26 protein-coding genes are annotated in these 24268 nt (G+C 34.8%); 4 read left to right on the top strand and 22 right to left on the bottom strand.

Translation table 11 applies throughout. The features are described from left to right. Positions 1-41: 41 nt before the first annotated feature. The 3 genes from RM542_RS04225 to RM542_RS04235 are packed head-to-tail and all read right to left on the bottom strand — an operon-like array spanning position 42 to position 5170. Positions 42-2504, bottom strand: coding sequence for a ligase-associated DNA damage response DEXH box helicase (locus RM542_RS04225; RefSeq protein WP_311384466.1), 2463 nt, complete (start codon positions 2502-2504; stop codon positions 42-44). 6 nt (positions 2505-2510) lie between these two features. Beyond that, complete coding sequence (locus RM542_RS04230; protein ID WP_311384467.1) at positions 2511-4145, bottom strand: ATP-dependent DNA ligase; 1635 nt, start codon at positions 4143-4145, stop codon at positions 2511-2513. Beyond that, the gene (locus tag RM542_RS04235) at positions 4142-5170 is read right to left on the bottom strand and encodes a ligase-associated DNA damage response exonuclease (RefSeq protein WP_311384468.1); all 1029 of its coding nucleotides are present in this window, start codon (positions 5168-5170) and stop codon (positions 4142-4144) included. The genes RM542_RS04230 and RM542_RS04235 overlap by 4 nt, the downstream gene beginning before the upstream one ends. A gap of 66 nt (positions 5171-5236) precedes the next feature. Here RM542_RS04235 and RM542_RS04240 point away from each other — a divergent pair, with 66 nt between their 5' ends. Continuing rightward, complete coding sequence (locus tag RM542_RS04240) at positions 5237-5680, top strand: TerB family tellurite resistance protein (protein ID WP_311384469.1); 444 nt, start codon at positions 5237-5239, stop codon at positions 5678-5680. On the opposite strand, the gene fbp is transcribed toward RM542_RS04240, so the two are convergent. Further along, entirely contained in the window at positions 5681-6688 is a 1008-nt protein-coding gene (gene fbp / locus RM542_RS04245; RefSeq protein WP_311384470.1) for a class 1 fructose-bisphosphatase, read from the bottom strand. 265 nt (positions 6689-6953) lie between these two features. On the opposite strand from fbp, the gene RM542_RS04250 reads away from it, so the two are divergent. The 3 genes from RM542_RS04250 to RM542_RS04260 all read left to right on the top strand — a co-directional run bounded on the left by RM542_RS04250 (position 6954) and on the right by RM542_RS04260 (position 10556). Further along, positions 6954-7442, top strand: a complete 489-nt coding sequence (locus tag RM542_RS04250; RefSeq protein ID WP_311384471.1) for a GNAT family N-acetyltransferase — start codon at positions 6954-6956, stop codon at positions 7440-7442. Next, complete coding sequence (locus tag RM542_RS04255) at positions 7429-8679, top strand: aspartate kinase (protein ID WP_311384472.1); 1251 nt, start codon at positions 7429-7431, stop codon at positions 8677-8679. The genes RM542_RS04250 and RM542_RS04255 overlap by 14 nt, the downstream gene beginning before the upstream one ends. A gap of 62 nt (positions 8680-8741) precedes the next feature. Further along, positions 8742-10556: a lysophospholipid acyltransferase family protein gene (locus RM542_RS04260; RefSeq protein ID WP_311384473.1), complete on the top strand. Its 1815-nt coding sequence runs from the start codon at positions 8742-8744 to the stop codon at positions 10554-10556. Here the strand turns inward: RM542_RS04260 and RM542_RS04265 are convergent. The 18 genes from RM542_RS04265 to RM542_RS04350 all read right to left on the bottom strand — a co-directional run bounded on the left by RM542_RS04265 (position 10553) and on the right by RM542_RS04350 (position 24224). After that, complete coding sequence (locus RM542_RS04265) at positions 10553-11164, bottom strand: protein-tyrosine-phosphatase (protein WP_311384474.1); 612 nt, start codon at positions 11162-11164, stop codon at positions 10553-10555. The two genes, RM542_RS04260 and RM542_RS04265, sit on opposite strands and share 4 nt — an antisense overlap. Positions 11165-11188: 24 nt before the next feature. Beyond that, entirely contained in the window at positions 11189-11680 is a 492-nt protein-coding gene (locus tag RM542_RS04270; protein ID WP_311384475.1) for an N-acetyltransferase family protein, read from the bottom strand. A 7-nt stretch (positions 11681-11687) separates the two neighbouring features. After that, positions 11688-12260, bottom strand: a complete 573-nt coding sequence (locus tag RM542_RS04275) for a hypothetical protein (protein ID WP_311384476.1) — start codon at positions 12258-12260, stop codon at positions 11688-11690. Between the two features lie 15 nt (positions 12261-12275). Then, positions 12276-12764 (bottom strand): DUF6428 family protein, encoded by a 489-nt coding sequence (locus tag RM542_RS04280; RefSeq protein WP_311384477.1) that lies wholly within the window; start codon positions 12762-12764, stop codon positions 12276-12278. An 11-nt stretch (positions 12765-12775) separates the two neighbouring features. Further along, positions 12776-13099, bottom strand: coding sequence for a metalloregulator ArsR/SmtB family transcription factor (locus tag RM542_RS04285; protein WP_311384478.1), 324 nt, complete (start codon positions 13097-13099; stop codon positions 12776-12778). Positions 13100-13177: 78 nt separating this feature from the next. Continuing rightward, a complete protein-coding gene (locus tag RM542_RS04290; protein ID WP_311384479.1) occupies positions 13178-13618 on the bottom strand; it encodes a TM2 domain-containing protein in 441 nt (146 codons plus the stop codon). 52 nt (positions 13619-13670) lie between these two features. Beyond that, positions 13671-14057, bottom strand: coding sequence for a VOC family protein (locus RM542_RS04295; protein ID WP_311384480.1), 387 nt, complete (start codon positions 14055-14057; stop codon positions 13671-13673). Beyond that, positions 14054-14509: a DUF1801 domain-containing protein gene (locus RM542_RS04300; protein ID WP_311384481.1), complete on the bottom strand. Its 456-nt coding sequence runs from the start codon at positions 14507-14509 to the stop codon at positions 14054-14056. The genes RM542_RS04295 and RM542_RS04300 overlap by 4 nt, the downstream gene beginning before the upstream one ends. Positions 14510-14538: 29 nt before the next feature. After that, positions 14539-15477 (bottom strand): 2-hydroxyacid dehydrogenase, encoded by a 939-nt coding sequence (locus RM542_RS04305; protein ID WP_311384482.1) that lies wholly within the window; start codon positions 15475-15477, stop codon positions 14539-14541. Between the two features lie 21 nt (positions 15478-15498). Next, the gene (locus RM542_RS04310) at positions 15499-15864 is read right to left on the bottom strand and encodes a cupin domain-containing protein (protein ID WP_311384483.1); all 366 of its coding nucleotides are present in this window, start codon (positions 15862-15864) and stop codon (positions 15499-15501) included. Between the two features lie 9 nt (positions 15865-15873). Continuing rightward, positions 15874-17226, bottom strand: a complete 1353-nt coding sequence (gene mgtE / locus RM542_RS04315) for a magnesium transporter (protein ID WP_311384484.1) — start codon at positions 17224-17226, stop codon at positions 15874-15876. Next, entirely contained in the window at positions 17213-18085 is an 873-nt protein-coding gene (gene rsmA / locus RM542_RS04320) for a 16S rRNA (adenine(1518)-N(6)/adenine(1519)-N(6))-dimethyltransferase RsmA (protein WP_311384485.1), read from the bottom strand. The genes mgtE and rsmA overlap by 14 nt, the downstream gene beginning before the upstream one ends. A 29-nt stretch (positions 18086-18114) precedes the next feature. Next, entirely contained in the window at positions 18115-18432 is a 318-nt protein-coding gene (locus RM542_RS04325) for a gamma-glutamylcyclotransferase family protein (protein ID WP_311384486.1), read from the bottom strand. After that, on the bottom strand, positions 18429-18746 hold the full coding sequence (locus tag RM542_RS04330) for a DUF4286 family protein (protein WP_311384487.1): 318 nt from the start codon (positions 18744-18746) through the stop codon (positions 18429-18431). Before RM542_RS04330 ends, RM542_RS04325 begins: the two co-directional genes overlap by 4 nt. A gap of 65 nt (positions 18747-18811) precedes the next feature. Continuing rightward, positions 18812-20599 (bottom strand): tetratricopeptide repeat protein, encoded by a 1788-nt coding sequence (locus RM542_RS04335; protein ID WP_311384488.1) that lies wholly within the window; start codon positions 20597-20599, stop codon positions 18812-18814. Between the two features lie 56 nt (positions 20600-20655). Then, complete coding sequence (serS, locus tag RM542_RS04340) at positions 20656-21927, bottom strand: serine--tRNA ligase (protein ID WP_311384489.1); 1272 nt, start codon at positions 21925-21927, stop codon at positions 20656-20658. Positions 21928-21987: 60 nt separating this feature from the next. Further along, complete coding sequence (locus RM542_RS04345; RefSeq protein ID WP_311384490.1) at positions 21988-23298, bottom strand: HTTM domain-containing protein; 1311 nt, start codon at positions 23296-23298, stop codon at positions 21988-21990. Then, on the bottom strand, positions 23295-24224 hold the full coding sequence (locus tag RM542_RS04350; RefSeq protein ID WP_311384491.1) for a bifunctional riboflavin kinase/FAD synthetase: 930 nt from the start codon (positions 24222-24224) through the stop codon (positions 23295-23297). Before RM542_RS04350 ends, RM542_RS04345 begins: the two co-directional genes overlap by 4 nt. Positions 24225-24268: the final 44 nt, after the last annotated feature.

Below are 24268 nucleotides of genomic sequence, written 5' to 3' on the forward strand. Positions count from 1 at the left end.
CTATAGTGTAAAAATATATGTTTTTTGAATCTAAGACGATACTACTTGGTTAATATTTTTGTCATCCTTTTAATGCGATCTGCTAGTTTTTCGTTAGATAGTTTTTCGCGAAGCCTATCAGTAATTATTGGAAAGGAAAATGGTGTGGGATTTGTGCATTGTCGCCAAATTGTTTCTTGTTCGGCAATACGTTCTAATGCCATTCGTAAACGTCCTTCCTCTAACTGATGTTCAAAGGTTTCTGTAAATGCTTGCTGGTAGAGTAGGTTATCAGCTTCAAAATCTTTAAAAACATCAAACAGTAATTGAGAGCTACTTTGCAAATGCTTCATTTTAATGCCCTTATCAGGGTAGCCGGTAAACACCATGCCGCTAATAACCGCAATATCTCGGAATTTGCGCCGTGCCATTTCATTGCTATTCAAGCTTTTTTGTAAATCTGTAAGCATGTCTTGGGAGGTAAATAGGTTATTATCTAGTACTTCTTGAATATCAATGGGTTTATCTGATAATAGCTCAAAACCATAATCGTTATATGCCAAAGAACACGTAATAGGTGAAAGTAAACTAATGCGGTAGGCCAAAAGACTACTCATGGCCTCATGTACTCCTCGACCCTCAAAAGGATAAAAAATATGGTGATAGCCGTCTCTAGTTTTAAAAGTTTCTATCAAGAATTCATTAGGTTTTGGAACAATACTATCTTCCCGTTGTTTGGTGAACATGGGGAGTAATGATTGAATCTCTTTTGATTGTTTTGAAAATTCTAACTCCGCAGTGTAAAGTTCTTGTCTTAATAGTTCTGACATCTGAGCAGAAAAACTCAATCTTCCTCCCATCCAACTTGGTACTTTATTTGTTCGTTTGCTGGAATTCCGAACATGCGCCTGCATGCCTTTTATTCTAATAAATTCTAAATTTCTACCGGCGAATGTGAACACATCGCCGGGTGATAGCTTCGAAATGAAATACTCCTCAATTGAACCAATATATCCTCCTTTTTGATAGCGAACGGAAATGGTAGCATCACCTACGATTGTTCCTATTTGAAAACGGTGTCGCATCGCAATACCACGATTATTTACCTTAAAAAGACCATCGTCTTCCACTTCAACTTTTTGATATTCATCATAAGTTTTTAAACTTTGGCTGCCCATCACCAAAAAGTTCAATAACCATTGCCATTGTTCTCTAGAAATGCCTTGATAACAAAATGTGCTTTTGATTTCTTCATAGATTTCTTCAGAATAAAATCCATCAGAAACTGCTAAAGTGGTTAAGTATTGCAGTAGAACATCGAAACTATTGAGATAAGGAATTCTATCTTCGACAGCGGAATTTTTGACTGCTTTTTGCATTGCTGAAGCTTCAATAAGTTCCATAGCATGTGTGGGTAAAAAATGAATTACACTTTCTTTCCCTGGTTGATGACCACTGCGACCAGCGCGCTGAAGAAAACGAGCAACTCCTTTTGGCCCTCCAATTTGAATTACGGTTTCGACAGGGGCAAAATCAACTCCCAAATCTAAACTTGAAGTACAAACAACAGCTTTAAGACTTTCATTGCGAATCGCCTGTTCTACCCAGAGCCTTGTTTCTTTATTTACACTACCGTGGTGCATGGCAAACTCACCAGCATATTCTGGATGCTTTTCTAATATTTTCTGGAACCAAATTTCACATTGACTTCTGGTGTTCGTAAAAAGTAGTGTTGTCTTACTTTTATTAATGATTGGTATGACGTCTTCTAAAAGCTTTAATCCCAAATGTCCTCGCCAAGGAAAGGTTTCCATCTCTTTCGGAATAATACTCTTAACCGTGATTTTTTTGTGGAGCTTTGCTTTTATTAGTACGGAGTTTTTGTAGGCTTCTGTTTCTGGACCAAGTAATACTTGTCTTGCTTGCTCTAAATTGCCAATTGTAGCAGATATTCCCCAAATACGTAAATCTGGAGAGATAGTTTTTAGTCTTGATAAGCCAAGTTCCATTTGAACTCCACGTTTTGTTCCTAGCAGTTCATGCCATTCATCTACAACAATAGCGGAACACTCTTGAAAGACTTTATCATATCCTTTTGAGGATAATAATAATTGTAAACTTTCAGGAGTTGTAATTAATAAATCAGGCATTTTAGTTTTCTGCCTGGCTCTTTCCTTTATTGAGGTATCTCCAGTTCTAATACCCACGGTCATTTGAGTACCTAAGTCTTGAGTAATTCTCTCGGCCGATTGCTTTATTTCTTGAGACAAAGCTCGTAATGGAGTTATCCAAATAGCTTTTAATCCTTTTTTATGTTTAGTTCTATAATCAGGATTATTTTTAATGTAATTCAAAACAATAGGAAACCAAAGTGCGTAAGTTTTTCCGCTTCCGGTTGGCGCATTTAGCAAACCATGTTTGCCTTGCAAAAAAGCCGTCCAACTTTCTTTTTGAAAAGTAAAGGGTTTCCAGTCTTGTTCTAGGAACCAATTTTGGGCGATATGGAATAGCTCTTTTTTATTCACTACTTTTTATTGAGCAATCATTGCTAGAAGATCATTTAGAGTATTGGCTTCATCAATTTTTTTATCCCTTCGCCATCTCAAAATACGCGGAAAACGAGTTGCCACACCACTTTTGTGTCTTTTTGAAAGGGCGATACCTTCGAAAGCAATTTCAAAAACATGATAAGGAGTGACACTACGAACCGGACCAAAACGCTCCAATGTATTTTTCTTTATCCATGCATCAACTTCTTTAAATTCATTATCTGTTAATCCAGAATAGGCCTTTGCGAAGGTGACTAGTTCTTTTAAACCTTGTTCATTCTCTTTCCACAGGGCAAAAGTGTAATCTGTAAATAAGTTACTTCTTCGACCATGACCTCGCATGGCATATGTAAGTACAGCATCTATTGTTAAGGGTTCCACTTTCCATTTCCACCAATCTCCTTTTTTACGCCCTACTTGATATGCAGAATCTTTATGTTTTATCATCAGACCTTCACTTCGCATTTCACGAGCTTTGTTTCTTTCTTTAGCCACTTCATCCCAAGAATTGAAGTCTAACCTTGGTGATAGTAGTAATGGTATGCCATCAAAACCTTTTTTCTCGACATTATTGGAAAAGATAATTTCTGAAGCAAGCAGTTTTTCCAAAACTACTCTTCTTTGAACAAATGAATTTTGACGTATATCTTGCCCTTCCCATTCTAACAAATCATAAGCTTTTAATATCACTGGTGTTTTAGCTAGCAGTGCTTTAGATATTGTTTTGCGACCGATTCTTGTTTGGAGGTCATTAAAAGTACCTATTTGCCCATTAGAGTAGGGCAATAATTCACCATCCAATACAGTTTCGTTTGGGATAATTCCTATGAACTTTTGAAACTCTGGATATTTATCCGTCACTAATTCTTCCCCACGACTCCAAACAAAAAGCTCGTTGTTTCTTATAATAACTTGACAGCGAATACCATCCCATTTGTGCTCAACCGACCAATTTTCTATTGGACCTAAATCTTCTGGTTCTCCTTCAATAGCGTATGCTAAATAAAATGGATAAGGTTTTGATAAGTAATCACTTTCTTTTTCATTCAGTACTAAATCTTGAAATGATATTTTATCAGGATTCCAGTTACCCATCAACTTGTATGCTAATACATCTTCATCAATTTCAGTTGCTTTTGATAAAGCTCGGGTCATTAATTTTTGACTTACGCCTATTCTAAATCCACCAGTTATGAGTTTAGTAAAAACAAAACGTTCATAATAATTCAGTTGACTCCAATTTTCAAAGAGATAAGCCTTTTTTTCTATTTCAGTTTTTGGTTTTAGGGCAATCATTTCTTTTAGAAAATCTGTTAAGCTTTTTTTTGTTGACTGATTGCCAGCAGGGACAACCAAAGCAATGGTTTCAGCTAGATCACCCACTATGTGATAGCTTTCTTCAAACAACCATAGTGGAATTTTGGCTAATTCTGCTGCCCATTCTCTAAGAAAAGTAGTGTTTACAGGTCTTGGGGGTCTTCGGTGTGAAAGAATTGCAATGGTCCATACTTTATCTTGCTCATTTGATTTTGTAAAATAATCAGCTAAGGCCTTTACTTTAGTGTTGGTTTTATTCGTGCTATCTAAGGCCTTAATTAGTCGAGCAAAGTCTTTCATTCGGCTTCAATATTTGAAGATTCTGAAGTATTCATTTCAGCCAACTCACCTTCATATTGCGTTTGTTCAGTTCGTGCATCATAGCCTAATTCGCGTAGATATTTTGAAAATATTTCTGTGTAGCCATGTGTGCAGATTATTTTTTCGGCACCAGTATCTTTAATAGCTGTTAGCAAATCTGGCCAATCACAATGGTCACTCAATACAAATCCTTTATCTATTGCTCGCCTTCTACGGGCACCTCTAAAAGCCATCCAACCGCTAGCTGAAGCCGTAACAAAGGGTGTCATTTTTCGTATCCAAGTACTTCCATGGGCTGAAGGAGGTGCGATAACCATATTACCTTTGATAGCCTCTTTTTTAGTGTCTCTAGTGATCAGTTCTGTTTTAGGAAAATGAACATATTCGCGTAAAACTTCGGTCATGTTTTCAACAGCGCCGTGAGTGTAGATTTTGCCAATTGAAGGATCTAAATGTTTCAATAATCTTTGGGCCTTACCTAATGAATATCCAAAGAGAACCGAGGTTTGGCTATTTGCTCTATTTTCCGCCCACCATTCATTAATTTCATTAAATACTTCCTTTTGTGGTGTCCAAAGAAAGGCTGGTAGACCAAAAGTACATTCCGTAATAAACGTATGGCATTTAATATTTTCATACGGTGTTGAGACACTATCGTCTTCCAATTTATAGTCTCCAGTAAAAACCCAAACTTCACCTTTGTGCTCAACTCTTATTTGAGATGAGCCAATAATGTGTCCGGCAGGGTGCAGACTAAAAGTGACATTATTAATGGTAAAAGTTTCTCCCCATTCTTTACCAATAACATTGAGCTCACCAAGACGATGTTTTACAATAGGTAGGTTTCGATGATGGGTAATATACTGTTTGTGACCCCAACGACTATGGTCAGCATGACCATGAGATATAATTGCTTTATCGACCGGTTTCCAAGGGTCTAAATAAACATCTGCAGCAGCGCAATAAATGCCTTTATTCGTAAATTGAAGTAAGGGTATCTTCATAGCGAAGTGAATTTACAAATTTCTTTTGGCGATAAATGCTAAATGTTTTCTACTTAAAAATTATATTTGCGCAACAAAAGTTATCATATGCCTATTATCGATTTATACGAACACAGTGAACAACGACATAACCTTGCTCATTTTGCTACTTTGGCAAGTTTAGCAGCTGTTGATGGTGAAATTAGCCCGGAAGAGAAAGCAATTCTAGATAAGTTCGCTTTTAAATTAAATATCACTGACGAAGAGTATAAAGAGGTTATGAAAAAGGAGAATAAATATCCTATTGAAACTCCTCATAGCGGTGAGAAAAGATTAAAGAGATTGTTTGAATTTTTTCAAATGGCTTTTGCAGATCAATCTCTTGATGATGATCAAAATCGAATGATAGAGCGTTATGCTATTGGATTGGGTTATGCCCCTGAAACGGCGGAAACTCTTATCCAAAAAACTCACGATATTTTCAGAGGTAAAATTGCCTTTGAAGATTACCAGTACTTGATGGAAAAGTAATTAGTGGTACTTCTTTAAAAATTCTTGTAATTTATTCACCATATTTCTACTACCACAGAAGAAAGGAACTCTTTGGTGTAGTTCTGTGGGTTCAATATCCATAATTCTGTTTTTTCCTCCAATTGCTATGCCATTGGCTTGTTCAGCAATAAAAGCCATGGGGTTGCATTCGTAAAGTAATCGTAGTTTACCATTTTGAGCTATACTACTTTTAGGGTACATGTAAATTCCACCCTTAATCATGTTCCTATGAAAATCAGATACCAGTGAGCCAATATATCTTGACGTATATGGTCTATCACCTTCTTCTTTTTGACAATATTTTATATAGTCTTTAACACCCTGCAAAAAATGAGTGTAATTACCTTCATTAACGGAGTATATTTTACCATCTTCTGGAAATTGCATATTTGGGTGTGATAAATAAAACGTGCCAAGTGCAGGATTTAGGGTGAAGCCATTTACACCATCACCTGTAGTATACACTAACATGGTTGACGTTCCATAAACAACATACCCGGCAGCTACCTGCTGATTACCTGGTTGTAAAAAATCTTCAAGTTGCACGGGAGTACCGACCGGAGTAACACGCCTGTAGATTGAGAAGATAGTACCGACTGAGACGTTAACATCAATATTTGATGACCCATCTAATGGATCAATTAAAACAACATATTTGTTTTGATGTTTTTCATCATTACTATTGATACTAATAAAACTATCTTCTTCTTCAGAAGCTATTCCACAAACTATTTCTCTATTAGTAAGTGTTTGAATAAACTTTTCATTAGCAAAAACATCTAACTTTTGTTGGTCTTCGCCTTGAACATTAGTGTCACCAGCGGCACCAAGTACATCAACCAACCCCGCCTTATTTACTTCATGATTAACTACTTTCGCAGCTAATCTAATTGCATTGATAAGTTTGGAAAGTTCACCTGAAGAATATTGAAACGAAGATTGATTTTCAATAATAAATTCGCCAAGTGTTTGATTTCTTTTGGTCATTACAAGGGTAGTTTTATGTTGCAAATATCGTTATTAATTGAAGTACTACAACGTTTTCGTCGCCGTATTGTTGTAATAGATGTTGAAGTTATTGATTCTCAAAAAACGTTCTGTAGAAATCAATAATTCGTTAATGAACTTGGGCTAATAATGTGGTTTTAGCACCTCAATTGATGTTAAGTAACCACACAAAAATTCAATTTTTCGTTTAAAAACAAAAAAACGTATTGAAAATATATAACTAATTGTTTTATTTGTAACAGTTATGAAATATACTATTAGAGATGCCGCTAAAGGCGATATGATTAAAGTGTTCGATTTAATCAATGAATTGGCTTCATTTGAAAAAGAAAATGATGCTGTTCAAATTACTTTGGAAGAGCTGATAGCTTCCGGTTTTGGGTCGAATCCACTTTATCATTGTTTTGTTGCAGAGATTAATAAGGACATTGTTGGTATGGCTTTAGTTTATGCCCGATATTCAACATGGCAGGGCCCTGTTATTCACTTAGAAGATTTAATTGTTACCGAAAAAATGAGAGGTACCGGTTTGGGTACGGCATTATTAAAGGCCGTAGTTCAGTATGGAAGTGAAAAAGGCGTCAAGAGAATTAGTTGGGAGGTTTTAGATTGGAATGAACCAGCTATTAAATTTTACGAAAGTAAAGGGGCCAATGTTATGCGCGATTGGGATGTTGTGCAATTGAAGGAGGAAGGAATGAAAAGATTTTTAGAAACTCATGAGGATATTTAAGTTTGGAGGAGCATCAGTAAAAGATGCAAACGGAGTAAAAAATTTGGTTAAGGTTTTAAAAGAAGTTGGACATAAAGATACTCTTTTGGTAGTCTCCGCAATGGGTAAAACCACTAACGCAATGGAGAATATTGTTGATGCTTATTTTAAGGATAAACAAAATTTAGATGATGCAATTCAGGTGGTTATTGACAATCATAAAGCTATTATCAATGATTTATTTGAAGCAAGAAATCATGATATTCATAATAAGGTAAATGTTCTTATTGAAGAATTCAGAGGATTTTTAATGTGGAATAAGTCACCTAAATATGCCTTTGTATATGACCAAGTTGTTGGTTATGGTGAACTATTATCAACAACAATAGTAAGTACTTATTTGAATGAGATTGGTTTAAGTAATCATTGGCTCGATGTTCGAGAGCTTATCAAAACAGATAATAGTTATAGAGATGCTCAGGTAAATTGGGAAACTACAGCGACCAATGTTAAGCGTCATATCAACATTGGCGAACTAAATATCACTCAAGGTTTTTTAGGCAGTGACGAGAATAATTTTAGCACCACTTTAGGACGAGAGGGTTCAGATTATACAGCAGCAATATTGGCCTATTGTTTAAATGCAGATTCGGTAACAATATGGAAAGATGTTCCAGGTGTTTTAAATGCTGATCCACGCCATTTTAAAGAAACTCAATTATTACATCAAATATCATATCGCGAAGCAATAGAACTCGCTTTTTACGGTGCTTCAGTTATTCACCCTAAAACTTTACAACCATTGCAAGGGAAAGAAATTCCATTGCATGTGAAGTCATTTATTAATCCATCAGAAGATGGAACAACCGTTGGTCGCGGAACAAAAATATCTCCAGAGATTCCATGTTTTATTGTTAAGAAGGATCAGGTATTGTTAAAATTATCTTCATTGGATTTCTCTTTTATTGTTGAGGAGAATATGAGTGAAATTTTTAAACTATTTCATGATTTTCGTTTAAAAGTAGATCTGATTCAGAATTCGGCAATTAGTTTTTCCGTTTGTTTAGATAATAAGTTTGGAGGACTAAATGAACTGCTCCAAAAACTGGAACAAAAGTTTAAGGTTACATGCCATAATAATGTTTCTTTATATACTATCCGTCATTTTGATGAAAATTCAGTGGAGAAAGTATTGAATGGGTATACCGTTTTGGTGGAGCAAAGAGGAAAAGAAACAGTTCAATTGGTCGTAAAATGAAAAATTAGGTAGGTTACACTCCTTCTATTTTTCTATATTTACCCTTACCTAATAGTGTAAATATGGGGTTGGTATCGGCGAAAGAGGTTGCAAAGGTCCTAAAAGTAGAGAGGTATGGTTTTATAGGTACTTTTCTTGGATGGTTGTTGCTTAAGATTACACGTATTTCAAGCGTAAATTCTTTTTACGATTCCATCGCTCATTTACCTCCTTTAGAATATACAAATGCCATTTTAGAGCACTATGCTATCGATTTTGAGATATCTGATGAAGATTTAAAAAGATTGCCTAAAAAAGGCGCTTACGTTACCATTAGTAACCATCCGCTTGGAGCAATCGATGGTGTTATTTTGATAAAACTAATGTTAGAGAATAGGCCAGATTTTAAGATAATGGCTAATTTTCTCTTACAAAGAATGGTACCTATTGAGCCCTATATTCTACCAGTCAACCCTTTTGAAAGCCATAAAAATGTACGAAGTAGTATAGCTGCATTTAAAAAGACGTTGGCCCATTTGGCTGATGGACATCCACTAAGTGTTTTTCCGGCTGGAGAAGTTTCTACGCATAAAGAAGGAAACCTAATCGTTGATAAGCCGTGGGAAGAGGCGGCCTTAAAATTAATTCGTAAGGCTGAAGTGCCAGTAGTTCCGATTTATTTTCATGCTAAGAATAGTAGGTTGTTTTATAGATTGTCTAGATGGAACGATGTTTTTAGAACAGCTAAATTACCTTCAGAAGTTTCTACCCAAAGGCGAAGACCTATAAAAGTTAGAATAGGTCAGCCGATAAGCGTAAGCACGCAAAAAGAAGAGGAAACGTTGGTCAGCTATGGTGAACTTTTACGAAGAAAAACATACCTATTAGCAAATGCCTTCGAAAAAGAACGCTTGATTGATAAGGTACCTACCACTTTAAAAATTCCTAAACAGCCTAAGAAAATTGTCACAGCGGTTAGAACCGAAGTTATTGAAGGTGAAATTGAAAAACTTAGAGAAAAAGAGTGCCGTTTACTCCAGAGCAAAAATTATGAGGTGTTCTTAGCACAAGAAAAGGATATGCCATTTATTTTAAAAGAGATTGGGCGTCAGCGAGAAATTACCTTTAGAGCTATTGGAGAAGGAACAAATAAGTCAATCGATTTAGATGCCTTTGATTCGTATTATCATCATCTTTTTCTTTGGGATGACAAAGACAAAAAAGTAGTTGGGGCTTATCGCATGGGTCTTGGGGCTCAAATATTCAAAGACTTTGGTATTGATGGGTTTTATTTACAAGATTTATTCCGTTTTGAACCTGAACTCTATGGAATGATGTCTAGATCCATTGAAATGGGTCGTGCCTATATTACTGCAGAGTACCAACAAAAACCAATGCCTTTGTTTTTACTTTGGAAGGGTATAGTTCATACAACACTTCGTTTTCCTGAGCATAAATATTTAATAGGAGGGGTAAGTATTAGTAACCAGTTTTCAAATTTTTCTAAATCTTTGATGATTGAGTTTATGAAATCTAATTATTGGGATCCTTATGTTGCCCAGTATGTGCATCCTAAAAAAGAATTTAAGGTAAAATTGAAAGATGCTGACAAAGAGTTCATTTTTGATGAAACTCAGGCTGATTTAAATAAGTTTGATAAACTTATTGATGAAGTAGAACCTGGTAGTCTGCGATTACCTGTTTTGATAAAAAAGTACATCAAACAGAACGCTAGAATGGTAGCATTTAATGTTGACCCTCTGTTTAATAATTCGGTCGATGGTTTAATGTATATTAAAATTGCCGATTTACCGGAAAGCACTGTTAAACCTGTCATGGAAGAATTTCAAGCTGAACTAGAGCGTAAATTAGCAGAGAATACCAACAATCCGGTTTAAGACTTCAAGGCAGAAAATACGTACTTTAATTCTGTTGCAATTTGTAGGCTACGCTCCAAATATTTTTCGTCTTGTAAAGGAGTATTGTCAAACTTTTTAGGGTCTTCATAGGTAATTGGAAATCTTTCTTCGGCACCAATAACCATTGGACAAGCTTCATTTGCAGAATCACAGGTCATTATAGCTCCAAATCCATTACTTGGATTAAATGCAGCATCATATGTTTTCGAAAAACAGATTATTGGGTGGCTATTTTTGTCAAATTTAACTGCGTAAACAGGATTATCTTCTTTTGATAATTTTGTAATCTTGAAACCTTGTTTTTGGAGTGTCTCACTAACTTTAGCAAACATAGCGGTAGCTTCTGTTCCACCTGAGTAGCAGGCTACTTGGTTCACTTGATAATGTGAGGCAAGAGTTTGAGCCCAAATTTGTGATAAATGACTTCTTCTTGAGTTATGGGTGCAAATAAAATTGAGCTGAATTGCTTCTTTCTTATCTATTTTGCTTTGTAGATAGTTAATTAAAGATTGCAATAATGCTTTACGATCTATTGAAATTTTTTCAATTTGTAATGTGGTGATGGTATTTTGTATTTCTGAATACATTGTTCTATGTTGTAAAATTTTATATTAAAGCCCCACTTTTGTGCTTCTTTTTTCAAATAATAAATTGTCTTTCCAAACGCCATGTTGAGTTTTACCAACCCGTTCTCGTTTACCAATAAAACGAAAACCGACTTTTTCATGTAGTTTTATACTAGCAAGATTTTCTGGAAAAATTCCAGATTGTAAGGTCCAATACCCAGCTGCTTCGCTTTGTTCAATAAGCTGCAACATTAAAGCTTTTCCAACACCTTTGCCACGACTACCTTCTCCAATATATACACTTACTTCAGCTACTCCTCCATAAACACATCTGCTTGAAACAGGAGATAGTGCAGCCCAACCTACTACTTTATTTAGTTCTTCGGCAACAATTCTACAAGAAGCAAGATGTGATTTGTCCCAATCGCCATAATCAGGAATAGTGCTTTCAAAAGTACCAAATCCGGTGGCAATACCCTCCGCATATATCTTCGATACGGATGGCCAATCTGAAGCAAGCATAGCTCTAAATATCATTCAGGTATTAACAACAGGTTATTCTATTTCGGTAACTATCCCAAATATTTTGAGTATTCTGAAATAACAAGAAAACATGTAAAAATGCTAAAATAACGGCTCCAGGAATTGCATTTTCTGCCACAATTGTAAGTATGTTTGACGCCAAACTAGTGCTTATAGGTGCCGTAATATAATAGATAGAATTACCTTCGATACTTAATTTAATACCTATGGTCAGGGCGATAATGGCATAATGAAATCCGTTGGCGAAAAGATGAATTATATATTCCCATCTAGGTAACCCCCCCATAAAATCACGACTATCTTTTTCGGAATAGGCATCAAAGCCTAAAACAATTAAATCAACAAAGGTCAAAACCATACCAATAACAAAAAATTCTAAAGAGTTTTCTATCAATAAGGACCAAACAATTATTGGAAAGAGAATCGCTCTAACAGTATGCGTTTTATGCTCAAAATTACTTTCATTATGTTGGTAAAGTTTGTACTTCCAAAGATGGAGATAGAAACCGTCGTAAGTCGCTAGCACCATAAATAGTACTAAGAAAATACTAGTAAGAATATAAAGAATGTCCATGATAACAATTTTAAATTAACAGCATCCGCTTCCTGGTGCACATGAATTTTCTGAGTTTATTTCTGCTTCTACTGGAACACCACAGGTTTCTTTGGCCTTACAATCAGTTTTTTCAATAGCTAGTTTAAAAATTATCTTTTTGTCATTCCAAATGACATCATCAACAAAAAGCTGTGCTGTATGAAACGAAGAGTTACTATATTCCATCTTAACTTCAGCATCTCTTACCATAGGTTTAATACTATCAACTTTATTCAAAATACCTAAAGCTTTATAAGCGGTCATAAAATCGGTTTTGCCTTTCTCAGAAGGGCTTTCCCAAAGTTGAATAATAGTTTCTTTCCAAAAATCAGTATTAGCTCCACAATCAACGGCGTCAATGGTAATGTTCTTAATTTCTGTGATATGATAATTTGCAGGTACGATATGACCCGGAGCATATTCAAAAAGAAGTTCTTTGTTATTATGCTGGTTAAGTAATTCTAAAAATTCATTTGTTTTCATGTGACTATTATTTAACAACAATTACTTTTAGTTGTATTAAAAAAAATGTTCAATGTATTTTGTATGGTAGCCCAAGTTTTGAGATTAATACAGTAGCAAACCTTTTTACCTTCTATTTCACCTTTGATTAAATCAATACTCTTGAGTTCTTTTAAATGTTGTGAAATAGTGGGCTGGGCTAAACCAATTTCATCAACGATATCATTACAAATACAAGATTCTTGCTTACTGATATATTGTAAGATGGCAATGCGCGCCGGATTGGCAAGTACTTTAAAAATACTCGCCATTTGATTTTGACTATGATTAAATATTTGTGTTTTAGTAATACCCATACATATTTATATATTGCAATATTACGATGATAAAATGAAATAAAAAAGGCCAGTGATTAATTTCTGACCTTTTATTTTTTAGAACCAAGGTTTTTTGCCTACTTGGTACGTATTGTAAAACTCTTCATCTGACTTAGTTAAGTATATAATACCTTCTATTACACCTACAATCCAAGGCAGTCCAATGAACAATAATCCAATTCCAACACAAGATAAAACATAAGCCGCAATGGTCACCCCTAAAAGAATAAAGCCTTCTTTTTGATACCCTAAAATAAACTTATGTACACCAAGTGAGCCCAAAATAATAGCTAAAATACCTGCTAAAATCTTTTTATTTTCACTACCGCCTACAGCTTTGTTTAGCCCATCACTGAACTCATTTGCTGTTTTTTTAGCCTCATCAGCAAAATCACTAGCTGCTTCCTTGGCATCACCAGCTGCATCTTTGGCAGCATCTTTTGCTTTGTCAAATGCTTCTTCAGCTTTATCTCCTAAATCTTTGTTTTCTTCTGACATGATTATAATTTGTTGGTTAAATGAGCATTAAATGTAATAAATAATTCCGTTGTTACAGAAAAGCTTTATCAACAGGTTCCCAAAGCTCTAATTTGTTGCCTTCGGGATCTAAAATCCAACCAAATTTTCCATACTCATATTCTTCAACCTCACCTACAATAGTTACCCCTTCTTTTTCAAGTTCAACCAGAAGCTCTTTTAAATTTTCAACACGAAAATTCATCATAAACTGTTTTTGACTAGGCTGAAAATAGGTGGTGTCCTCATTCATTGGGCTCCATTGCGTTGAGCAATCATTTCCTTCTTTATCTTTCCACCAAAAGGTACATCCATATTGATCAGTGTTAAGGCCCAAACGTTCTTTGTACCATTGTTTAATTTGATCAGGATTTTTGGTTTTAAAGAAAAAACCACCTAAACCAGTTACTCTTTTTTTCATTTTTTAATATTTTGTTCATAGAGATTAATCCAATCAGTAGTTGTCATTTTTTGACAGAGTTCAGCAATGAGCTCATAGGGGATGTTTTCAACCTTTTTAAACCGAATACAACTTTTACCCATATCTAGTTTTGTTTTGACATACTTTGGATACTCATTAACAAACCAATCATACAGCTTTTGGTCTGCGTAAATTCCAGAATGATAAAGGGCAACAAAGTTTTTTTGAGAGGCAATATTAATAAAAGGTAAGGGCAATTTGGGGTCGCAATGGTAACCCCCAGGGTAAATAGAATGAGGTACAACGTACCCAATCATTTTATAATTAATACATTCTTTAAAGCCTTTTGGCAAATTCTTATGAACAGTTTCTCTTAATCGGGTAACTGCGAGTTTTCTTTCTTCAGGAAGTTTAGAAAGATACTCCTCAACGGAGTTAGCATCTATGGTCATAATTGCTGCTTATAGGTTACCCTATAAAGTTAGCAAAATTCAGCTTTGATTTTATCTACTATGGTTTGCGCTAGTTTTTCATGACTTTCAACAGTCCATCCCGCAACATGTGGGGTTAATAAAACGTTTTCAGCTTTCCTTAAATATTTGAATGGTTTGGGTTTGTTGATGAAAAAATCACCAAAATCAAAAGACTTTTTTTCATATTCCAACACGTCTAGCCCGGCACCCAATATTTTTTCTGATTTTAACCCCGCAACTAAATCTTTGGTGACAATACATGTGCCTCTGGCCGTATTTAATAACCAAAAAGGTTTTTGAAAAGCATCAATAAATTCAGAATTAACCATTCCAATAGTTAGTTCTGTTTGTGGAACATGCAAGCTAATGATGTCAGATTTTTGTTGTAATTCAAGAATGCCGACTTGTCTTGCATTATCATCACCGACTCCTCCAACAATGTCGTAGCAAATGATTTCAACATCAAAACCTTTTAGTTTTTGTGCAAAAGCTTTACCCATATTTCCGTAACCTATGATACCGACAGTTTTACCATCCAATTCCAAACCGCGGTTACCTTCTCTATCCCATTTACCTTTGCGAATTTCTTTATGAGCCTTATTTAAATTGTTCATTAAACTTAACAGCATTCCTAAGCTATGCTCTGCTACCGCATTTCTATTACCTTCTGGTGCTGATGCGAGAAATATATTTTTATTTCTGGCGTAGGCTAAATCTATATTTTCAAGGCCAGCCCCTACACGACCAATAAATTTTAGGTTGGTAGCCTTATCCAAGAAAGATTTATCGATAGTAAATCTGCTACGAATTATAAGTCCATCATATAAATGAATTTTGCTCTCAATATCCTCTTTTGAGGAATCAAAATCTTCATGATTTTCAAAACCAAGTTCCGTAAACTGATTTTGTAATAATTCATGATTAGGGTCAACGTGCAGTACTTTCATAAATTCAAAGATACAACACGACTATATTTTTGGATAGTGATTTTGGGTCATTTCATGTTTAACAGCACCTGTATGCGCGGTATTTTGTTTTTCAAAGAGCAAGAGATGCACTTCTTCGCCATCTTTTGTTGATGGGCAATGTTCAACACCTTTAGGAACGACGATAATTTCACCTTCTTTTACTATTTCTGTTCTATCGCGAAATTGCATATGCAAGGTGCCTTTTAAAACTTGAAAAAGCTCGTCTTCATTATCATGAGCATGCCAAACAAATTCGCCTTGGATTTTGGCTAAGATTACCTGCATATCATCTACAAGAGCTATTTGATGTGGATGCCATTGTTTTGAAAAAAGTTGGTGTTTTTCTTTAAGGTTTATCGGTTTCATACTTTTTGCTTATATCCCTAAAATCATTTTTGCAATCCAAAAGTAAATCAGAATTCCAAAAATATCATTGCTTGTTGTGATGAATGGCCCGGTCGCAATCGCTGGGTCAATACCTCTTTTATGCAGAAAGAGTGGGGTAAAGGTTCCTATAAATCCCGCAACAATGATAACCGCTATTAAAGAAACAGAAATGGCAAGGGCAGTTGTAAAACTTCCTTTCCAAATCCAAGTAAAAAGTAATAATAAGGCCGCCAAAATCACCCCGTTTAACAGTGCAAGAAGCATTTCTTTAATGAGTCGATTTCCAATACTACCTTTAATATCATCATTGGCTAAACCTTGAACAATTATAGCGCTTGATTGTACTCCAACATTACCAGCCATGGCAGCTATCAGTGGAGTAAATAAAAATAGTACAGTGTATGTACTGAACATATCTTCAAAGCCGCTCATGATAACAGCTGCAGCACCACCACCAAAAAGACCGAGAATTAACCATGGTAATCGTGCTCGAGTTAGTTCCCAAATGCTATCATCTGCTTCAACATCTTGAGAAATACCCGCGGCAAGCTGATAATCTTTATCTGCTTCTTCCTTTATAACATCAACAATATCATCAATCGTGATTCGACCAACTAAACGTCCAATTTGATCAACAACGGGTATAGCTTCTAAATCATATTTAGACATGATTTTGGCTACCTCTTCTGGTTTTTCATTCACATTTACCGAATCTACTTTAGGGATGTAAATGTCTTTTATTGGTGCTTTGGCAGAAGTAGTTAATAAGTCTTTTAAAGAAAGTCTTCCTTTTAATTTATCTTCAGTATCAACCACATAAATAGAGTGTACTCTTGTTACATTCTCCGCCTGTATCCGCATTTCTTTTACACAGGTTGTGACCGTCCAGTTCTCTTGTACTTTCACTAATTCTTTTGCCATTAATCCTCCCGCTGAATCTTCATCATATCTTAAAAGGTCAACAATATCTTTGGCGTGATCCCTATCTTCTATTTCAGAAATGACTTCTTGAACTAATTCTGTAGGAAGCTCACCAACAATATCAGCTGCATCATCAGTATCTAACTCTTCAATTTCACTAGCAATTTCTTTTGGCGAAAGATTATTAAGAATAGCTTCCCTTACATCTTCATCAAGCTCTGTAAGTATGTCAGACGTTTTTTCACTGTCGAGAAGTTTAATGAGGTAAGTAGCTTCAAGTTCATCTAACTCATTCGCAATTTCAGCAACATCGGCATAATGAAACTCTTTCATTAACAAACGCAGTTGAGCATCATTCTGATTTTCAATCAGAATTTGAATTTCACCTACAAGTTCGTTTGTGAGTTTAAACGGAGTCATTTGCAATCGTCTTAGTAATCGCTATAAAGTCATTTACAGCCATTTGTTCTGGGCGACGGTCAAATATACTGTCTTCTTTGATATTATCAGATAAATTAAAACTCTTAAGACTATTGCGAAGAGTTTTTCTTCTTTGATTGAAAGCAGTTTTTACAACTCTAGCAAATAACTTTTCATCACAATCAATTTTAAAGTCTTTTTTTCTAGTTAAGCGTAAAACTCCTGATTGTACCTTGGGAGGTGGGTCAAACACCTGCGGGTGCACTGTAAACAAATATTCCGCATTATAGAATGCTTGTACAAGTACTGATAAAATACCATAAGCCTTGCTACCTTCTTTTTCACAAATACGCTGAGCTACTTCTTTCTGAAACATGCCAGAAAACTCAGGCACTTGCTCTTTAAACTCTAACATTTTAAATACAATCTGACTTGATATATTGTAAGGAAAATTACCCGTTATGGCAAATTGTTCATTTCCATAAAGTTGTTGTAAGTCATATTTTAGAAAATCAGCTTCTAATACTTTAAACTTGTTATTTTTCTCTAAAATCTTGGGGTGTTCTAAAGGAAAGCTGTGATTTAAATAAACAATAGATTCTTCGTCGAGATCCATTGCTACCAAATCTAAATCTCGCATCAAGAGATATTTAGTTAAGACCCCTGTACCAGGACCTATTTCTATAACATTGGAATACCCATTAAGTGAAAGCGTATCAGCAATGTCTTGTGCAACTTTTTCATCTTTTAGAAAGTGTTGACCTAAGTGTTTTTTTGCTTTCACAGGAGACTCATCATGCCTTTTATTAGTTCCCTTTTGATTACGAAAATCCTTTTTGTATTTCCCTTTTTTAGGCATGAGGGTATTTTAAATTAAAGTTAATAAGATCAATCGAAGTTAGGAATGTAAACCCAGGCTTTTACTCCGGAGTTTAATACCACGGCTATTCTTGAATAGGCTAAAGATTCATAAATATCAATCTTATACAATTCTAAGTTAGAAACTTGATATAAGGTACCTTTTACAATATCATTTAGAGTGCTCGATTTCTTAATAATTGGGTATTTGCCTATGAGTTTTTTATCATATTTTTTATAGCCCTGAAGAGTATCTGAAACCCCCTTGAGTTGCCGTTCAATAATTGATAACTGAACTTCTTTTTCTTGCAAAGAACCGTATGAAAATAATTGCTGAGTTGTTTTCAAGATGTCTGTTCACTTATAATTTCTAATTCTGTTCTAAAAGCTACAAATTTATTCGGGAAACGTTGATTTCCCTTTGAACGCATCTGATTTGCGTATTCTGCGTAATAAGAATTTAAAGTTGCTTTACTGTCCGTTTGATACTGCACAGAATAGGTAGAGCCGCCCATTTCTTCTTCAATCATGACCTTGCACATTTTTGCAGTTAAAAACTTTTTGGTAGCTAACATCTCTGGGATATGCTCATTTTTCATCCAGTTTAACCAGTCATCATGTACCGAATCGTCAATATTGATGGTCACATTATATATAATCATGGGCAAAAATTCTAAACAAAACAAAGTGATTATGGGGGAGAGATAAATACCTTCAATAATACTACTTAATTTATTAAATCTCCTCGGAGTTTTCTAAAATTTTTACGCGCTTGTGGGTAAAAATAGCTGTCTTGATAATTATAAATAATTTTCTCGTAGTTTAATTGAGCTTTATCAGGCTCGTTAAAAACATTCTCATATAACTTTGCCAAGGCAAAATAAGCATCATCGGCAAGAATGTCGGTGCTATAAAATTCAATTATTTTTTGATAATTGAAACGTGCTTTTTCAAAATCGTTTTGTTCTTCAAGTAATTTTGCTTGTTTTAAGAGCGCTTCATCTTCAATTTTTTCACCTTTATGATTGCTTAAAATATCTTCTAAAGAACTAATAGCAGCTGTCGTTTTCTTTTGATATGCCAATAAATCGGCCCGGGCATATTTTTTTAACGCAGTTTGAGTAGAATCTTCTAAAGAATTATCAGAAATCAGCAGGCTTAATTGCATAGCATCATTAGCGATTAGCTGTGATGTTGAGCCTCTTAAAACTTTTAACTGGGTTAAAGCCCAATCGAAATCACCTTTATAGAAACTCGTTTGTGCAACCTTAAAACGAGCATCTTGACCTAAAACATCATTTTTAAGTTTTTTCTGAATTTGTGAAAAATAAATAAGGGCTTCATTAAAGCGCTGATCAAAAACCAAAATGTCACCTAGAGCTAATTTTATGTATGCTTCTCCAAACCGACCCAAAGGCTCTTTCAAACTTTTCTTGAGCATTTGAATAGCCGGCTCTGGGTTTTCTTTCCTAAAAGTTAAAAAGTTAGCGTAAGCAATTTGCAGTTGTAAAGTTCTGTTTTGATAGCCATACTCATCAAGTAGTTTAACAAACTGTTTTTCAATGGCAATTAATTTTTTTGGATTGGGGTTAATAAGCTCAATATCTATAAGATTTAATTGAGCGTTGAGTTTAGTTCCTGGGTTGGTCGCATTTGAAACCATAAACTCAAAAGCATCAATAGCGGTGTCAAGGTCTTTATTTTCTAATGCGATTTCACCTAAGCTTTGTAAACGATCCAAAGAGCCGTTGTTATTTCTTTTGAAAATGGCTTTTTCTTGGGCTAGAGCACTATTGAATTGATTTTGCTGCACAAATAGCCAACTCAAGAGCTCATTCCATAGTACATCAGGGTTTTTTTGTGCATTCTGAAGAAGAATTCTTCTAAGCTTAATATTGTTTTCATTGGTGGATTCTTCAGTTAAAAAGTCATCAATATTTCTAAGCACATTAGAACGAGCGGTTTTGCCCTCATAAATTAATCTGAGGTAAGACTCATACATTTTGTCAATATTACCCTGTTCGCCATAAATACGAGCTAATTGAAAATCATAATTTAATTCAGGCTTAAGGGCCATAGCTTTGGTATACGCAGCAATGGCTTCATCAAGCAAAGCATATTTTTGAAAACGATATCCTAGACCATAACCGAAATTGGGATTTTCATCAATTTTTTGAATGGCTTTTTGATAGTATTCTTGGGCTTTTTCAGGTTGTTTTTGAAGGGTGTAATTGTATCCTAGTTCAATAAAGAATGTCGGAAAAGTATAGCTTTCAGAAATTTTCTCTAGCAGAAAAATTTCAGCATCTTGATATCTTTCTAATTGCTGATAACAAGCAATTAGGCCTTCTGAATAATCGGTTCTACGGGGGTTTTTATCTACTAATTTTTCGTAATAAACAACTGCTTTTTCAAACTCACCATCGTTAAAGTATTGTTTGGCTAAAAAATCTTCTTGAGCAAAACAAGCTGTTTGTAATATGAAGTAAAAAATTAGTACTATTCGATAGCGCATTACTCAAATATAACGCAGAAAAAGGCATAAATATGTTAAGTGAATCTGAAAAAGAATTAACCAATACTATCAAACCCACAATAAGGGATCAATACTTCCGGAATTTGAATTCCTTCTTTAGTTTGATAATTCTCTAAAATTCCTGCAAGAACGCGGGGTAGTGCCAAAGAACTTCCATTTAAAGTATGTGCTAATTGGTTCTTACCATTTTCATCTTTAAATCGCAATTTTAAGCGATTGGCTTGATAAGTTTCAAAATTTGAAACTGAGCTAATTTCTAACCAACGATCTTGAGCTGTTGAGAACACTTCAAAATCATAAGTAATTGCTGCTGTGAACCCTAAATCACCGCCACATAAACGAAGAATACGATAGGGTAGTTTTAATTCTTTTAAAATAGTTTTTACATGTTCTACCATGCCATTTAGTGCTTCATATGAGTTTTTAGGGTGCTCTACACGGACAATTTCTACCTTATCAAATTGATGTAATCGATTGAGTCCACGAACATGGGCACCATAACTTCCTGCTTCACGACGAAAACAAGGCGTGTAACCAGTATACGTGATTGGAAAATCTTCCTTTTTTACAATTTCATCACGAAAAATATTGGTAACGGGCACTTCAGCTGTTGGAATAAGGTATAAATCATCTGCTTGTATATGGTACATTTGCCCTTCTTTATCGGGTAACTGCCCAGTGCCATAACCTGATGCTTCGTTGACTAAATGTGGAACTTGAATTTCTGTATAGCCGGCTTCAGTATTTTTATCTAGAAAATAGGCAATTAAAGCTCTTTGTAATCGTGCACCTTTACCCTTGTATATAGGAAAACCAGCACCTGTTACTTTAACACCCAGTTCAAAATCGATAATATCATATTTCTTCGCAAGTTCCCAGTGGGGCAGGGCACCTTCTATTAATTCTGGAATTTGACCTTCGCGGAAAACTTCTTCATTATCTTCATCAGTAGTACCAGAAGGCACAGATTCGTGCGGAATATTTGGAATTTGATAGAGCTGCTGTTGTAGTTTTTCGGCCACTTCATTAAGGTCGTCACCTAATCTTTTAGAAGCTTCTTTTAAATCCCCAGTTTTTACCTTTAATTCATTTGCTTCGGTAGCTTTACCAGATTTAAAGAGCATACCTATCTCTTTAGAAAGCTTATTTGATTCTGCAAGGGTATTGTCTAATTCGGTTTGAGTAGCTCTTCTTTTTTCATCTAAAGCAATAATCTCATCAAATAATGGCTTCGCATCAATATTTCTTTTTTTCAAAGCATTGATATAAGCATCTTTTTCTTCTCGAATCTTTTGTAACTGAAGCATAATTTCGTTTTGCTTTGGCAAATTTAATTTTTTGAAGATTAAGCAACTAAGATTTATGCTTTATTCTTGAAGTAAAATCCAATCGTTGTGCGAAAAATGTTTCCATTCGGCAGTTGCCAAGTCAACTTCTGGATCAATTAAGGGCTGTAGTTTACCTTTATTAACCTGTACTTTTGATCTTACAAAAATGCTAATGTCTTCTCCCTTTTGTTGATACTCTGTTTTTAGACGTTGAGCAAACTGCCAAGTAAAATCAGGATAACAACCGACTTTTCTTTGTTGTTTTTTTGTTAAGTAGTCTTTTAATTTAATTCTTATGGTGTCATTAGTCGTTTTATTAATAACCTGAAAGTGACTTGTCCCAGACCTACTTCTTAACATCATACGCCAACTTAGTCGATGCCCCTCTTCAGTCCAAAGAACATCACCTTTAAAAGCGTAATGCCTTAAGGGTAATAGGATTTGAATAATAAAATAGACTCCTAGAAGTATAGTTATTAGTTGTTGATGCTTTGGTGTAGTATTTTCTTCAACAGTAATTGTTGTCTTGGTTCTTAGAAAAATATTTCGAATTGTTTTTGGTTCAAAAAAGAACACGCAAAAGGCTAGAGATAAGTAAGGGAAGATTCCTATTTGGAATACAAAACTATTAAACAGATGAAAAAAGATGGATAATACAAAAGCCACTTTTCGGGTAGGTTTCCAGAGTAATGCCGGAACTACCAATAGGTCGAAGAGAATACCAAAGAAACCTACAATTTTATGAACCCATTTTTCTTGAAGTAATTCACCAATTAAAAAATAGTCTTTCTTACTTCTCATCAAAATATCGATAATGCTAAAGTCTAACCAATCACCATATAGTTTTGCAATAGATGCGTAGGTATAGACGATAAAAAGTTGAGCGATAATTATCCATCTAAAATAATTATACATGGAATTTCTTTTTAATTCCGGTTTCAAATACGCATCAACAGATAAGCTTTTATTGGCAGGAAAAAGCCCCATGATAAAAGCCAAAAGCATTAAAAGGTAGTAGTGGTTGTTGTATGAAGTCTTCTGCATGAGGTAAACACCTGACCACATGAATGCAAAAGCAAATGCACTAAAACGATATTTATAACCAATAGTAATTAGAACACCTAAAACCCCCATGACTAGAAAATAAATGTACATTCCATTACCCGGTAAGGGTTGCAGCCATTCAAAACCAATAAAATTAAAAGTGAATTTAGGTTCAACTAAAGTTCGTCTTACCCAACCTGTTGCTACAGCTCCAAAGCATTCTGCACAAACTAGGATGCCATAAAAAACTCGAAACACCAGTAACTGTGAATTATCAATTTTTTTAAATAAAAATTGTTTCATCATAGCTGCGATATGAAATCTAGTGAGGTTATTTTATCCTTTTCTAATTGCGCACTTAAGTACTCAATAGATTCAAATTTGTGTTCATCCCTTATTTTTTTGAGTAAAAAGACTTGTACTTTTTTATAGTACAAATCTTCATTTAAATCAAAAAAATGGATTTCTATACTCTTTTCTTTACCTGAAACGGTGGGGTTAAAACCAATATTCATCATCCCATAAACTGTCTTATGGTCCATAAAACTTTTAACGATATAAACCCCATTATCAGGTATTAGCTTATAGGTTTCATCTATATCTAAATTCGCAGTCGGAAAGCCAATTTGTTTTCCTAAACCTTTGCCTTTTTTAATAGCCCCTGTAAGCATATACTCATATCCTAAATAGGCATTGGCGGACTCAATATCACCTGCTAAAAGTGCTTTTCTAATCTTAGTAGAGCTTACAGAAACTTCATCAATCTCTTGAACAGGTATTTGCTCAACTTCAAAGTCAAAAGTATTACCGTAACTAATCAAATCATTGATATTGGCATTTCTGTTTCTGCCAAAACGATGGTCATACCCTATGATTACTTTTTTTACCTTGAGTTGATTCACAAGAATATCGCGTACAAATTCTAAGGCCGACAAACGAGAGAAGCTTGTTGTAAATGGATGTACTATCAAATAATCTAAGCCAATATGCTCTAATATTTGCTTTTTTTCCTCAAGGGTATTTAACAATTTGATGTCTGCATCTTTTTGTAAAACCATTCTCGGATGCGGAAAAAAGGTAAGTACCGCCGAATTCAAATCTGATTGTTTGGCATTATTTATGAGACGTTCTAATATCTTGTTATGACCAATATGAACACCATCAAAAGTGCCAATGGTGATTATGGTAGGTTTTGATGATTTGAATTCAGAAATTCCTTGGATTGTTTCCACTATGCAAAAAAATAAAAAAGGCGTACTTTTGAAAATAGGCACCC

The sequence above is a fragment of the Croceitalea sp. P059 genome, from assembly GCF_031846365.1.
Lineage (GTDB): Bacteria > Bacteroidota > Bacteroidia > Flavobacteriales > Flavobacteriaceae > Croceitalea > Croceitalea vernalis.

Excerpts from the sequence above, each read along its gene's own strand:
- RM542_RS04230 (WP_311384467.1), bottom strand. The coding sequence starts at position 4,145 with ATGAAAGACTTTGCTCGACTAATTAAGGCCTTAGATAGCACGAATAAA.
- RM542_RS04235 (WP_311384468.1), bottom strand. The coding sequence starts at position 5,170 with ATGAAGATACCCTTACTTCAATTTACGAATAAAGGCATTTATTGCGCT.
- fbp (WP_311384470.1), bottom strand. The coding sequence starts at position 6,688 with ATGACCAAAAGAAATCAAACACTTGGCGAATTTATTATTGAAAATCAA.
- RM542_RS04250 (WP_311384471.1), top strand. The coding sequence starts at position 6,954 with ATGAAATATACTATTAGAGATGCCGCTAAAGGCGATATGATTAAAGTG.
- RM542_RS04255 (WP_311384472.1), top strand. The coding sequence starts at position 7,429 with ATGAGGATATTTAAGTTTGGAGGAGCATCAGTAAAAGATGCAAACGGA.
- RM542_RS04260 (WP_311384473.1), top strand. The coding sequence starts at position 8,742 with ATGGGGTTGGTATCGGCGAAAGAGGTTGCAAAGGTCCTAAAAGTAGAG.
- RM542_RS04265 (WP_311384474.1), bottom strand. The coding sequence starts at position 11,164 with ATGTATTCAGAAATACAAAATACCATCACCACATTACAAATTGAAAAA.
- RM542_RS04270 (WP_311384475.1), bottom strand. The coding sequence starts at position 11,680 with ATGATATTTAGAGCTATGCTTGCTTCAGATTGGCCATCCGTATCGAAG.
- RM542_RS04275 (WP_311384476.1), bottom strand. The coding sequence starts at position 12,260 with ATGGACATTCTTTATATTCTTACTAGTATTTTCTTAGTACTATTTATG.
- RM542_RS04280 (WP_311384477.1), bottom strand. The coding sequence starts at position 12,764 with ATGAAAACAAATGAATTTTTAGAATTACTTAACCAGCATAATAACAAA.
- RM542_RS04285 (WP_311384478.1), bottom strand. The coding sequence starts at position 13,099 with ATGGGTATTACTAAAACACAAATATTTAATCATAGTCAAAATCAAATG.
- RM542_RS04290 (WP_311384479.1), bottom strand. The coding sequence starts at position 13,618 with ATGTCAGAAGAAAACAAAGATTTAGGAGATAAAGCTGAAGAAGCATTT.
- RM542_RS04295 (WP_311384480.1), bottom strand. The coding sequence starts at position 14,057 with ATGAAAAAAAGAGTAACTGGTTTAGGTGGTTTTTTCTTTAAAACCAAA.
- RM542_RS04300 (WP_311384481.1), bottom strand. The coding sequence starts at position 14,509 with ATGACCATAGATGCTAACTCCGTTGAGGAGTATCTTTCTAAACTTCCT.
- RM542_RS04305 (WP_311384482.1), bottom strand. The coding sequence starts at position 15,477 with ATGAAAGTACTGCACGTTGACCCTAATCATGAATTATTACAAAATCAG.
- RM542_RS04310 (WP_311384483.1), bottom strand. The coding sequence starts at position 15,864 with ATGAAACCGATAAACCTTAAAGAAAAACACCAACTTTTTTCAAAACAA.
- mgtE (WP_311384484.1), bottom strand. The coding sequence starts at position 17,226 with ATGACTCCGTTTAAACTCACAAACGAACTTGTAGGTGAAATTCAAATT.
- rsmA (WP_311384485.1), bottom strand. The coding sequence starts at position 18,085 with ATGCCTAAAAAAGGGAAATACAAAAAGGATTTTCGTAATCAAAAGGGA.
- RM542_RS04330 (WP_311384487.1), bottom strand. The coding sequence starts at position 18,746 with ATGATTATATATAATGTGACCATCAATATTGACGATTCGGTACATGAT.
- RM542_RS04335 (WP_311384488.1), bottom strand. The coding sequence starts at position 20,599 with ATGCGCTATCGAATAGTACTAATTTTTTACTTCATATTACAAACAGCT.
- serS (WP_311384489.1), bottom strand. The coding sequence starts at position 21,927 with ATGCTTCAGTTACAAAAGATTCGAGAAGAAAAAGATGCTTATATCAAT.
- RM542_RS04345 (WP_311384490.1), bottom strand. The coding sequence starts at position 23,298 with ATGATGAAACAATTTTTATTTAAAAAAATTGATAATTCACAGTTACTG.